A 13201-nucleotide genomic window follows, 5' to 3' on the forward strand; every position below is an offset into this window, starting at 1 on the left:
ATTTATTTGATTCTTCTGAGCTCAGCAATATCAGCCTCGTGAGTGATCGAACGGAAGGAAAGTCTTTCTAAGATTTTTTGTTGATCTTGCTGCATGAGCAGCATGATCTGTTGATTTTCTTTGAGTTGCGAAACATCGCCTTTTATATATTTAACATCTTCCTTAACCTCTTTCATGTCCGTCTTAACTTCTTTCATATCCGTCTGTAATTCTTCTATACAACTGCTATTAGTTGCAACCGACTTAATTAAAGAAACAATCATATCTTCATGTTGGCCAAGCCTAGAAAACATCCGTTCGAAGTTCTTGTCATGGTCGTCATGTCGAGCAAGTAAAAGCTCGAATTTCTTATCTTGCAGTTCAAATCTCTTATCCTGCTGTTCGAATTTCTTATCGTGCTGATCGAATCTTTTATCATGTTCTTCAAGCTTAGCAATAATTAAATCTAATTTCTTATTCATAAAAGTTACTCCTTTTAATTCTTATAGTATTGATTATACCATGTGCCTTTCGCTTAATTCCATTGGAAATTGTTAAGTCAAAGCAATCATATCGTTATGCTTGAACACCCTTCAACCAGTAGCGTTTGTTTCCTTCTACCCAATAAATGTGGTTGGAAAGCGGTCTTGGGTCAGAGGCTAATGCATATTTGGCAAAATAAATCATTCCAGATTGTATAGCAATTTGTTTAGCTTCTTTTAATATAATCAGATTGGCGAATTGCAGGATATACATTAAAAACATCAACACCACGTGGTTGCTCTGTCATTTGTTTAATGTACTTCATTCCTTCTAATTGACCGTTAATTAAATCAATGACCTCATTTAAATCTCCTGACCGTTGATAGGAATTCCAAATATTATGTAACCAAAGCCAACCTGAAGGATCTCCGTTAGGCTCGATTAAACGGAAGGTTAACTCATCTTCTCCTTGCTCAAATGAAAGGAAAGCTGCATTTTCCTTCACTCGCTTCATTGCAAACTCTGTTAGTTCTTGCTTTTTAAGTAGGGGCTGTTTAAACATTTCTTTTCCTCCTCAGATTTTCAACAAAAAGCCAGCATCGCAAGAATAGAAAAAGCCGCCTTTCCGTCAGTGAATCTTGACAGAAAAAGCGGCGTATTCTTTACGGCCGATATTAATTTAAACCTATATTACCTTAGACTACACAGATAAGTCAATAAGCTTAGGAGCTATGGCGATATTTGCTAGGAGACAATCCTGCATTCTTCTGAAAAAGTGTTGCGAAATGTGCCGCATTAGGTATGCCAACAGCCACACCTATCTCCATAACATTTTGTTGTGTTGTCTTTAAGAGCTGCATAGCTTTCTCCATTCGAATCTTTTGGATATATTCAGATGGGGTTAATCCTTTAATTCGTTTAAAGGTTCGATGAAGATGATAGGGACTTCCATGAAAAAGCTCGGCAAGTTTATCCAATGTTAAGGTCTCCATATAATGAGCTTCGATCCATTCGATGATTTGTGTAATCCATTCTTCATTGGGCTGCTTCAATCCATCTGGCTTGCATCTTTTGCAAGGTCGGAAGTTCTCGGCTAGAGCTTGATCTATATGATTGAAAATGTGGACATGCTCTTTTAATGGGATCCTTGATTTACAGGAGGGTCTGCAGAAAATTCGGGTTGTCTGGACTCCATAATATATTTTTCCATCAAAAATAGGATTGTTGGTTGCAATGGCATGCCATATTTCTTCGCTTAGTTTTTGATTACTCATGAAATCACCTCTCCCCTTAGTATAGCCTGAATTTCGACAGCACGTAAGTTATATGGAATAGAAGAGCAAGAATACGAAAGCAATCCACTCACCTAATTGACTCTCCAATATCGGGTGATTGCTATATTAATTTTGGGAAATAGAGTATCATTATTATTAGATGCTAAATTGGAAAACGGAAGTGAAAACCAAACGTAACTATATGGATACGGGTTGGTTTTTTTTGATTAAGGAGTGCAATTATGTTAACTATAATGGAAAAACTAATAGCCAAAATACTTGTCGTCGATGATCGGGAAGAGAATTTGTTTGCGATGGAAAAGATATTAAAAACATTAGGCTGCGAGACATATAAAGCGCATTCCGGCTATGAAGCTATGTCGTTTACACTGCGCCATGATTTTGCTTTAATATTGCTTGATGTGAATATGCCAGAAATGAACGGATTTGAGCTAGCAGAAATCTTGCGAGGCAATAACAAGACTAAGCTAGTTCCGATCATATTCGTCACAGCTATTAACAAAGAAGATACTACCCTATATAAAGGCTACGAAACAGGAGCGGTTGATTTTCTATTCAAACCGGTAAATACGGATATTTTGTTGAGTAAGGTAAAGGTGTTTATTGAGCTGGATTTGCAAAAAAAGGCACTGGAATCCGTTAAAGCTGAGCTCGAACGAAGCAATAAAGGTCTGGAACGATTTCGGGAAGCGGTAACTTTATTTGAGCACCATCCTGATCTTATTTATTCATTGGATTTATTAGGAAATTACATTTCCGTTAATCCTGCTTTCGAGAAAATAATGGGTGTGAAAAGCGAAGAAATTGAGCAAGGGCAGCTTAATTTTCGTACATTTACTTCTCAAGAGAATTTATTAAGCATTGAAAACTATTTTAAACAATCAGTGAGTGGAAACGTGCAACGATATGAAACCAAAGATATAAAATCAAATGGAGATATTCTGATTTATGATGTAATTAATATTCCGATTATCTTGGATGTGAAAGTGATTGGGGTATACGTAATCGCAAGAGATATTACAAAGCAGAAAAGGTTGGATCGTGAGCTGTTGCAGGCTAAAGAAGAGGCGGAAAATGCACTTCGTGTTAAGTCTGAGTTTCTAGCCATGATGAGCCACGAAATTCGTACACCGATGAATGGTGTTATTGGAATGACTGACTTACTGCTTGAATTAGAGCTAGATTCCGAGCAGAGAAAATATGCTGGCATAATTCGCAACAGTGCGGATGCTTTAATGTCCGTAATTAACGATATCTTAGATTACTCCAAAATTGAATCTGGCAAAATGGAGCTTGAGGAAGAACCGCTAATGCTGCGAGATCTGGTCCAGGAAACGTTTGAATTATTTACGGCGGCAACCTTGGAACGCGATTTAAAAATAGAGTATTATATCGATGAAGATCTCCCTCAGCATATTGCGGGGGATGCTACAAGATTACGTCAGGTATTGATAAACTTAATTGGGAACGCGGTTAAATTTACAAAAAGCGGCGGGATTTATGTAATAGTGAATCAAATCTTTCATCAGGGCGACTCCCTTGAAATTGAATTTGTCATTAAAGATAGCGGGATTGGAATTCCACCGCTTAAAATGGTTGATTTATTCAAACCTTTTTCTCAATTGGACTCCTCTATGGCCCGTAAATATGGAGGTACTGGGCTTGGATTAGCGATTTGTAAAACGCTTGTTGAATTAATGGGTGGGAAAATTCATGCGGAAGAAGCAGTTGAGCATGGTGCGATCTTTATTTTTACGATTCAAACAAAGTCTTTTTACTTCTCAGAGGAAACTCCCAAATTTGAAATAGCGGCAGTAAGATCAGCTGAAAATTTCAAGCCTTTAATGAGAAAATTACATATACTGGTGGCAGAGGATCATCAGATAAGCCAAATGTTAATGGGACGTATTTTACAGCGATTAGGGCATACTTTTGATTATGCGAGAAACGGTTTTGAGACCATGGAGTTATTGAGTAAGAAGTCATATGACCTCATTTTTATGGATCTACAAATGCCCGAGATGGACGGATTTGAGACGACAGAAGCTATATGGAAGGAAATTTCAGTACAACTCAGACCTCAAATAATAGCGGTCACATCAGGTTCTTCACAAACGGATGAAGAGCGTTGTTATGCCCTTGGAATGATAGACTTCATAAATAAGCCGATTAAAATCAGAACCATTGAAAACTTATTGATGCGCCATTTTACTTAAACGGATGTGTAATGGAATGAAGCGGATATTAATTACAGGTTATAAAGCAACGGAGCTGGGGATTTTCTCGCAAAAGCATCCGGGTATAGAGGTAATAAAAAAAGCGATAAAGAAGAGGATCCTTTCTTTGCTGGACGAAGGGCTGGAATGGATTATTGTAAGTGGTCAATGGGGCGTGGAAATTTGGGCAGCTGAAGCCGTGCTTGAATTGAAGAAGGAATATAAGGATCTCCGTTTAGCGGTAATAACTCCTTTTCTCGAGCAAGAAGAGAAGTGGAACGAAGAGAAGAAAAAGCTATATAACCTTATTCTGACTCATGCTGATTATGTAAATAGTGTTACCAAAACCAAGTATGAGGGTCCATGGCAGTTTAAAGAGAAGAACAAATTCTTGCTGCGCAACTCGGATGGAATGATTCTGGTTTATGATGAGGAAAATGAAGGCTCTCCCAAATATATCAAAGCTCAAGCCGAGCAAATGGCACTCACGAAAAATTATCCGCTTTACCAAATCAACGGTTATGATCTACAAAGCATTGCAGAGGATGAGCAGCAGGATTATGGATAAAAGCCTCCAATACCTAATAAGCACGGATATTACCATCCTTGTGCCTATTTAGTAAAGGGGGCTATATTTCTAGAATCGTGGGTATATCACATCTGCCGCAACGCGCTGTCCCGCATTATTTGGATGAATGGGCGGTGTGGTCCCATTGAAGACATCTTCTATTCTACCACCGTTGTAGCATTGAATAAGCTGAGCTTCATGTCCCGCAAAAGCCAAATGAATCAAAGCAAGCTCCGTTCTATGACATGTGGCAGCAGCTTTGGTGATTTGGTTGAGCGATTGGATGCTACTAATTGCAATAGGACTATTCGGAAATGGGTTGTATTGTGTACATAAGATGATTTTGGCATTGCTGATCCGCTTTATTCCACAAATCATCGTGTTAAGATTCTGTTTATAACGAGTGAGCATGAGGGTTAACAGCTTGGAATCTCTTCCTCTTAGAATAGCACGTCCTGCTTTGACTAAATCATCTCCGCCAATCCAGATAACAATAACGTTTGACCTTCGAATCAGGTTTGGATCTTGACTGAATAATGAGGTCATAAGTGCTGCACTAGTCCAGCCTGAACGTGCGACTACTCTAAGCCCAACGGGTGAAGCAAGCTTCTGCACTAAGCTTTGCTTAATTAACCAAGGATAAGCGCAACATCGTGAGGAAGCTCCTACCCCTACCGTAATAGAATCACCTAGAGCCATATATTCAAACAAAATGGATCACCTCCGCAAATCACAATTTGTTTATCATATGAGTTGATAGATTAATTGGATTGGGATAGTCTGTTGATATAAGAATTATGTGTTGTCAGAATTTAGAAATCATGGTATCCTACATTTACAACTTAATCGATTAAGTAAGCGGGAGGTTAACATGATTCGAATCAAAGATATTGCTAAATTAGCGAATGTGTCCACCGCAACCATCTCGTATGTTTTGAATGATAGCGGCAGCGTAAGCTTAGAAACGCGCAATAAAGTGCTGAAGGTAGTCGCAGATTTGAATTATAAGCCGAATAACATTGCAAAAAGCTTGAAATTGAAAAAAACTAATACAATTGGTGTCATTGTCGAAGATATTACAGTATTTAACTCTCCAGAAATTGTAGATGGAATAAACGACTATGCGAATACAGAGAATCAATCCATTATTCTTACGAATATGCGGCTATTTAAGCATACGGGCCAGAATTTCCTTTATCAACCAGACTCTCATGTGGAGTACGCGCAACGGGCAATGAAGGAATTAATGAGCAAGCAAGTGGATGGAATTATCTATGTGGGTATACATACACGTGAACTAACTAACTTGTTTAACAACCTGCAGATTCCGATAGTCTACACCTATTGTTATGCTAACGATCAACCCGATCTTTCTGTCAATTATGATGATGAGTTCGGTGCGTATGATGCAACCAAGTATCTGATTGACCGTGGACATGAGAAAATTGCGCTTATAAGCGGCCCGATCGATTCAGATCCGACTCGGCTTAGATTTAATGGTTATTACAAGGCTATTATGGAACATCAGCTAATATTTGAGCCCAATGATATCAAAACAGGCAACTGGGAGTTTGATTCTGGATTTACGCTTGCCAAAGAATTGCTTCAAGTGGCGAAGCCAGCGACAGCTATCTTGGCGATGAACGATTTGATGGCTTCCGGAGCTATTCATGCATGCGCTGAGCTGGGACTTTCCGTACCTCGGGATGTATCCATTATCGGCTTTGATAATCGAGAGTTTAGCGGTCATTTAACTCCTGCATTAACTACAATGGATTTGCCGCTGCATGAACTAGGTACACAGTCTATGAGTACTCTTCTAGCACTAATCAACAAAGATGAGCTTCCCCATAATCCAATAAAACCACGTTGTAAGCTGATCGAAAGAGATTCTGTTGCAAGTGTTTCCAAATGAAAGGGAGGGAAAATTGTGCAATCACCTATCCTTAATTTTATTACTCCGCCTATTCCTTACTATATTGATTGTGGCAGATCAGCTTACGCCATTGGAGAGGGGCATGACAATCGTCGCAATTTAGGCGTATTTGATCTAATTGTCGTCAATAAAGGAACTTTATTTATGGGAGAAGGAGAGAGTAAGTGGGCTCTACATGCAGGAGAAGCGATAATTATCCGACCTGATCTCTATCATTACACCAGCGCACCATGTACAGAAGCAACTGAAATGATGTGGGTGCATTTTAATATCTTTGGAGCTTGGGGAGAATATAGCAGTATGGATGCATGTATGGATGATCTCCAGCATTTGCGCAGCAAGCATGAGAAAATCACTTATTTAATCCATAATCACGCCAGCACGATTACAATTCCTAAGCATTTTCGAATACCTCCCAAGGCGTTGGAGTGTATCGAACAGCTTATGCAGCTAGAGAAAGAACCTCGCACGCTTTCCACATGGACCCAACAAAGTGTTTTCCAGCTTTTTCTACAACATATGGATCGGCAGCTTACGATCATTCAGGATTTTACAGCCATTAAGGTCGCAGAGAAGGTTGAGGCATATATCCGGTTGAATTATCAGCTTCCCCTTACCAATAAACAGCTGCAGCAGGAGTTTAACTTCCACCCAAATTACTTGGCAAGGTGCATGCAGAAGGTCTACGGATTAACACCAATGGAGTATTTGAATCAATATAGGCTAGATCAAGCTAAGAAGCTGCTGATCAAAACAGAATGGTCCGTCTCACGTATTGCCGAGGAAGTGGGCTACAATCAAATTTCATATTTCTCTGTTTGTTTCTCCCGCAATGAAGCTATCTCCCCTCTTAATTATCGCAAAAAATATATCAGGCACCTATGATTGATAAGGTTGTAATTATACAAAAAGTAGTTGGAAATGGAAATGCCCGATAAACGATCATGATCTATACTAGGAATAAGAGCGCTTTCAAAAGTTAATTTAATTTGGATAATACAGATGAGGGAGGAAGCAGTTTTCAATAATCGATAAAACCATTTATTTAAAGTGTTGATTGCTCTCTTGCATTAATCGATTAAGCAATTTGAAATTAAAAAATATGGAGGGGTTTAAGTGAGATCTATTAAAAAGTTTATGAAAACAAGCATTTTGTCAACGTTAGCCTTGGTGTTAATTGTAGGTTGTAGCTCAACGAAAACACCAGCTGAAAGCGCTGCGACCGAGACAAAAGCACCAGTTGAAAGCGCGAAGGTCGAGGCAACAGCATCACCAGCTCCAGAGGCTACAAAGGCGCCGGAGACGGAAGCTCCTAAGGCGGAGAAGGTCAAGATTACCTATTCGATGTGGGGAAGCGCGGAAGAAGGAAACGCAACCCAAGCAGCGGCTGACAAATTTAATGCATCCCAAGACCATATTGAAGTAAAAGTGGAAGCGATTCCTTGGGAAAGCTACATGACCAAATTGAATACAATGGCAACGGCAGGGCAATTGCCGGATACGGCGATTTTAAAAGAGGATGCCGTCATCCAGTGGTCCACCGATGGGATGCTGAATGATGTAAGTGCCATGTACGAGGGAAGTGACAGCAAGCCGTTGGATAGCTTGGCTTACAAATATCAAGGCAAAACCGTAGCCTATGCTGGTGCCAATGAAATCCTTCTGCTTTATTACAACAAAGACATGTTCGACAAAGCGAAAGTAGCTTATCCTCCATCCGCACTGGATAAAGCATGGACATGGGACGAATTCGTAGCAACGGCCAAGAAGCTGACGGTCGACAAGAATGGCAAACATCCTGACGAGGCTGGCTTTAAATCGCAGAGCATCGTTCAGTATGGCGCATCCGTGGAAAATCTGGCATGGCAGTTGGAAGCCTATGCGCTTAGCAATGGCGGCGGTTTCTATAACAACGAAGGTACAGAAGTGAGAGTCGGGGAAGACGCCAGTATCGAAGCGATTCAGAAAGTCGCGGATCTGTACTTGAAAGATCATGTTGCCCCGTTGTCCGTCGGTCAGACCGATGATGGCATTTCGCGTACTATAATTGCAGGGACGGTTGCCATGGCCACGAACGGCCAGTGGAACGTAGGAACTAGCTTGAATAAGGCCAAAGAAGCAGGGCTGAAATATGGCGTAGCCGTATTACCTTACATGAAGGAAAAGGTTACCCTCAACACGGGCGGTGCCAATGTCGTATTCTCCCAGACCAAGCATCCGAAAGAAGCTATGGAATGGCTCAAATGGTACAGTGCCGAAGAAAACAACTGGGGACTCATCTCATCAGGCATTTGGATGCCAACGCTGCAAAAGTGGTATACGGATGAAACTTTAACCCATAAATGGGTCGACAATCCGAACTTCCCTCCGTATGACGAATACAAGTCCGCTGTAGTTGATTATGCACAATCTTCAGCCGCGAGACCCGCTTCTTGGTTCTTTACGAATCATACGACGGACTTTAACACCTTGCTGACATCGACTCTCGGGGATGTTTGGACCGGAAAGAAAACAGCTAAGGACGCCATTTCCAAAAATCTTGATGCATTGAAAGCAGCCAATAAAGGCGCCAAATAACGGATTAGGAAGGATGACCGCCAAGTTCTCACAAGTGGCGGTCATCCTTCAAACATGAGTAGGGGAGCGAGATATGGAAACATTTAATAAACGACCGCAACGCCGCACCCGCTTTCAGGAGACAAGCGTTGCTTATATATGCTTGATTCCGGCATTGCTTGGACTGATCTTCCTGACATATCTGCCTCTTCTAGGGGTACTGGGAATCAGTATGACGAATTGGACAGGATTAAAAACCCCTGAATTCATTGGCTTCCATAATTATATAGAGCTATTTACCACAGATCCTTATTTAAAAGATTCAATTATAGCAACGATCTACTTCGCCATTTTGTCTGTAGCTGGAAGCATGATATATTCGCTTTTCATCGCGATGCTATTGAACCGTAAAATTCCGGCAAGAGGTTTTTTCAGAGCTGTGTTCTATGTACCGTTTGTACTGCCAGCTGCCGCCATATACGTAGGATGGTCCTGGCTTTACGAGGCGAATTTTGGTTTCTTCAACTATCTGCTCTCCGAAATGGGATTTGACAAAATTCTGTTTATCGCAGATTCCAGTTATGTAGTCCCTTCTCTTTCATTAATTGCTGTCTGGCTTTCGGGGAACTTGATAGTTATTTTTTTGGCAGGGCTTCAGAACGTTCCGACCGTCTATCATGAAGCAGCTGAAATGGATGGCGCGAGCGCATGGAATCGCTTTAAGCATATCACCTTGCCTTGCATGACACCGATCATCTTTTACAACTTGTTGCTGAGTCTAATCGCCAATCTCCAAGTCATTACGCCAGCCCTTTCACTGACCAATGGCGGTCCGGGCAATTCCTCCCGGTTCATGACTTATCTGATGTATGATCAGGCTTTTGTAAATTACAAACTAGGCTATGCCTGTGCTACGACCTTTATTATTTTCGCTATTCTTGCCGTCTTTACTGGTGTTTTGTTCAAGACGTCACATCGGTGGATCTTTTCTGAAGGAGGCGATGATAAATGAACGAATTTGCAAATGGCAAGCTTAAGAGCAAGAAACGCTATATTCAAACGATGAACATTATAACGCTTGTCGCCGTTATATTTATTGCTTTTCTTGTACTCTTTCCGATTTGGTGGATATTCCGCACATCTTTGATGACGAATCCAGAGATCTACAAATTTCCGCCATCCCTATTTCCGCCAAATTGGCTGTTTTCCAACTATGAAAAAACATTGGAGGTATTCAAGTTTTGGAAATATCTATGGAATACGATGCTGATTATCGTTCCTGCCTGTTTGGGGGGCACATTAACGGCCACCTTATGCGGATATGCCTTTGCAAGGCTGCGGTTTCGGGGGAAACAGTTGATCTGGACCTTATGTGTCGGCTCTATGCTCTTACCTACGATGGTTACCCTTATTCCTCTGTACATTGGATGGACGCGGGGTGTGGGGCTCCATGACAGCTATTTGCCATTGATTCTGCCTTATTTCTGCGGTGGTGGCGCTTTTAATATCTTTTTAATCCGACAGTTTATTATCTCCATACCGAGAGAACTCGACCAAGCGGCAACGATCGACGGTGCCGGATACTTCCGCATCTTATTCAACATTATTGTCCCGGTGATCAAGCCCGCTATGATCGTCGTCGCATTGTTTATCTTCATTGGCCTTTGGAACGATTTGCTGCAACAAATGATTTACATTAATTCCAGTGATAAATTCACTATAGCGTTGGGTCTAACCAATTTTAAAGGTCAATTAAAGTCAGATTGGTCGATGACGATGGCAGCCACGTGCATGTCCTTTGCTCCAGGGGTCATTTTCTACCTGATTGGTCAAAAGTATTTTGTAGAAGGAATCACAATGACCGGAATAAAAAATTAGTCCGCATGTCCAGACACCTAGGGATGATAAGGTTGTAATCATGCAAAAAGTAGTTGGGAAAGGAAATGCTACAAAAGCATCAGTGAACTATACTAGGAATAATAGCGCTTTCAAAAAAGTAATCTAGATATTTCATCATATAGTAAGTGCTACTAGGGGGAGAGCGGATTGAAAAGCAACGATCTACAAACGTTATCACTAACTAATTTCAACATCGAAGATGACTTTTGGTCCGAGTATATCCGTCTTGTGAGGGAAGTTATTGTACCTTATCAATGGGAAGCCTTGAATGATCGCGTAGAAGGAGCGGAGCCAAGCCATGCTATTCGGAACTTCAGAATAGCTGCTGGAGAAGAGCAAGGTGAATTCTATGGCATGGTTTTTCAGGACAGTGACGTAGCCAAATGGTTAGAAGCGGTAGGCTATTTGTTAGAAACACAGCCCGACGCGGAGCTTGAAGCTGTCGCAGATGGTGTCATTGATACAATTGCCAAGGCACAGCAAAAGGACGGCTATCTGAATACCTATTTCACCTTAAAAGAACCAGGAAAGAAATGGACTAATCTGGCTGAATGCCATGAGCTATATTGTGCAGGACATATGATTGAAGCGGGAGTTGCTTATTACAGGGCAACTGGGAAACGCAAGCTGCTTGATGTTGTGACTCGTTTTGCTGATTATATGGATACTGTATTTGGCGAAGGGCCTGATCAGCTTCATCGTTATGATGGACACCAAGAAATAGAATTAGCACTTGTTAAGCTTTATCATGCAACGGGTGAAGCTAAGTATTTGAACTTGAGTAAATTTTTCCTTGATCAACGCGGGCAGCAGCCACATTTCTATGAACAGGAATGGGAGGAACGCGGGCGGGTTACGCATTTTCCCAGCATTTCGATAATCCAGGACCATCCATATAGTCAATCACATCTACCTGTACGAGAGCAACAAACAGCCGAAGGGCATGCCGTTCGTGTTGTATATATGTGCACCGGTATGGCAGATGTTGCAGTTGAAACAGGAGATGCTGATCTGTTGGAGGCTTGTCGTAAGCTCTGGCATAATATTGTAACTAAGCGCATGTATATTACAGGTGGAATTGGCTCGATGGCTCATGGCGAATCCTTTACAAGCGATTATGATTTGCCTAACGATTCGATATATGCGGAAACCTGTGCTTCAATTGGATTGATCTTCTTTGCTCAGCGTATGCTGCAAATTGAGCCAAAAAGTGAGTATGCAGATGTAATGGAGCGTGCTTTATACAATACAGTAGTCAGTGGAATGTCTCGTGATGGCAAACATTTTTTCTATGTGAACCCTCTTGAGGTCTATCCGATTTCCAATCGAAAGAATAAGAATTTCGAGCATGTTAAATCAGAGCGTCAGGGCTGGTTCGGCTGCGCCTGCTGTCCACCTAATATCGCTAGATTGCTAGCTTCCCTAGGTCAGTATATTTATACCCTGAAAGATAATACGCTATTTACACATTTATACATTGGCGGTGTTTCTGAATGGGATCTATCTGGCCACAATGTGAAGCTTGAACAGCATTCGGAGTATACATCTAATGGCAAAGTGAAATTTACTATAACTGCAGATTCACCAGCAGATTTCACATTGGCACTGCGCGTGCCAGATTGGAGTGATCAAGCAGCATTTGCTGTAAATGGCATCCCATTCGTGATTGGACCAGATCTTATCGTCGATGGCTATGTAAGGATTAAACGAATTTGGCAAACGGGAGATCAGGTAGAAATTGTATTCTCGATGCCGATTTTACGGATGAAAGGTAATCCACTTATTCGCCATACCTCAGGGAAAGTAGCTTTGCAACGCGGCCCTTACGTTTATTGTTTGGAAGAGGTGGATAATGGTCCTAATTTATATCAACTAATATTGTCCAAGGAAAGCAGCTTGAAAGTTATCTATGATCCCTTATTGCTTGGGGGAATAAATGTTATTCTGGCTGGGGCTTCTAGATTATCCACGGACGAATGGGATGAACAATTATACCGACATGATGCAGAATGGCAAACCAAGCATACCGCAATTAGATTTATTCCCTACTTTGCTTGGGCAAATAGGGGGATTGGCGAAATGACAGTATGGATTAAGGATAGCTAGGGGTTATTCTTACCCCTTCTGGGGTGAATAATAATAGATTTATAAACTAATGAGGAGGTGAGAATTTTGTGAGATTGGCTTTGTACAAATCAGGAAGGAGGCACTAAAAGTAATAGAGTAGGATGTGACGGAGAGAACCATAACTGAATAAACGTTGGAGGTT

General features: G+C 41.2%; 12 protein-coding genes. 8 read left to right on the forward strand and 4 right to left on the reverse strand.

Features of this window, described 5'->3' with window-relative positions:
- Window positions 1-2: 2 nt before the first annotated feature.
- The 3 genes from EHS13_RS36350 to EHS13_RS04985 form a co-directional block, all read right to left on the reverse strand.
- Window positions 3-461 (reverse strand): hypothetical protein, encoded by a 459-nt coding sequence (locus EHS13_RS36350; RefSeq protein WP_193571476.1) that lies wholly within the window; start codon window positions 459-461, stop codon window positions 3-5.
- Between the two features lie 227 nt (window positions 462-688).
- Window positions 689-1024 carry a hypothetical protein gene (locus EHS13_RS04980; RefSeq protein ID WP_155699305.1) on the reverse strand — a complete coding sequence of 112 codons (336 nt, stop codon included), beginning with the start codon at window positions 1022-1024 and terminating at the stop codon, window positions 689-691.
- A 160-nt stretch (window positions 1025-1184) separates the two neighbouring features.
- Window positions 1185-1736 carry a bifunctional transcriptional activator/DNA repair enzyme AdaA gene (locus EHS13_RS04985; protein WP_155699306.1) on the reverse strand — a complete coding sequence of 184 codons (552 nt, stop codon included), beginning with the start codon at window positions 1734-1736 and terminating at the stop codon, window positions 1185-1187.
- A gap of 242 nt (window positions 1737-1978) precedes the next feature.
- Between EHS13_RS04985 and EHS13_RS04990 the strand changes: the two genes are divergently transcribed.
- Both EHS13_RS04990 and EHS13_RS04995 read left to right on the forward strand, forming a co-directional pair.
- Complete coding sequence (locus EHS13_RS04990; protein ID WP_155699307.1) at window positions 1979-3973, forward strand: response regulator; 1995 nt, start codon at window positions 1979-1981, stop codon at window positions 3971-3973.
- Window positions 3974-3989: 16 nt separating this feature from the next.
- Window positions 3990-4541 carry an SLOG family protein gene (locus tag EHS13_RS04995; protein ID WP_155699308.1) on the forward strand — a complete coding sequence of 184 codons (552 nt, stop codon included), beginning with the start codon at window positions 3990-3992 and terminating at the stop codon, window positions 4539-4541.
- Between the two features lie 69 nt (window positions 4542-4610).
- Here EHS13_RS04995 and EHS13_RS05000 read toward each other — a convergent pair whose 3' ends face one another.
- The gene (locus tag EHS13_RS05000) at window positions 4611-5252 is read right to left on the reverse strand and encodes a GDSL-type esterase/lipase family protein (protein ID WP_155699309.1); all 642 of its coding nucleotides are present in this window, start codon (window positions 5250-5252) and stop codon (window positions 4611-4613) included.
- A 160-nt stretch (window positions 5253-5412) separates the two neighbouring features.
- Between EHS13_RS05000 and EHS13_RS05005 the strand changes: the two genes are divergently transcribed.
- The 6 genes from EHS13_RS05005 (at window position 5413) to EHS13_RS05030 (ending at window position 13038) form a co-directional block, all read left to right on the forward strand.
- A complete protein-coding gene (locus tag EHS13_RS05005) occupies window positions 5413-6456 on the forward strand; it encodes a LacI family DNA-binding transcriptional regulator (protein WP_155699310.1) in 1044 nt (347 codons plus the stop codon).
- A gap of 15 nt (window positions 6457-6471) precedes the next feature.
- Entirely contained in the window at window positions 6472-7362 is an 891-nt protein-coding gene (locus EHS13_RS05010; RefSeq protein WP_155699311.1) for a helix-turn-helix transcriptional regulator, read from the forward strand.
- A 231-nt stretch (window positions 7363-7593) separates the two neighbouring features.
- A complete protein-coding gene (locus EHS13_RS05015) occupies window positions 7594-9054 on the forward strand; it encodes an ABC transporter substrate-binding protein (protein ID WP_227013789.1) in 1461 nt (486 codons plus the stop codon).
- A 73-nt stretch (window positions 9055-9127) separates the two neighbouring features.
- On the forward strand, window positions 9128-10045 hold the full coding sequence (locus EHS13_RS05020; RefSeq protein ID WP_155699312.1) for a carbohydrate ABC transporter permease: 918 nt from the start codon (window positions 9128-9130) through the stop codon (window positions 10043-10045).
- A complete protein-coding gene (locus EHS13_RS05025; RefSeq protein ID WP_155699313.1) occupies window positions 10042-10911 on the forward strand; it encodes a carbohydrate ABC transporter permease in 870 nt (289 codons plus the stop codon). The genes EHS13_RS05020 and EHS13_RS05025 overlap by 4 nt, the downstream gene beginning before the upstream one ends.
- Window positions 10912-11079: 168 nt before the next feature.
- Window positions 11080-13038 carry a glycoside hydrolase family 127 protein gene (locus tag EHS13_RS05030; protein ID WP_155699314.1) on the forward strand — a complete coding sequence of 653 codons (1959 nt, stop codon included), beginning with the start codon at window positions 11080-11082 and terminating at the stop codon, window positions 13036-13038.
- The last annotated feature ends 163 nt before the right edge of the window (window positions 13039-13201 follow it).

The organism is Paenibacillus psychroresistens (genome assembly GCF_009728935.1).
Taxonomy (GTDB): domain Bacteria; phylum Bacillota; class Bacilli; order Paenibacillales; family NBRC-103111; genus Paenibacillus_AC; species Paenibacillus_AC psychroresistens.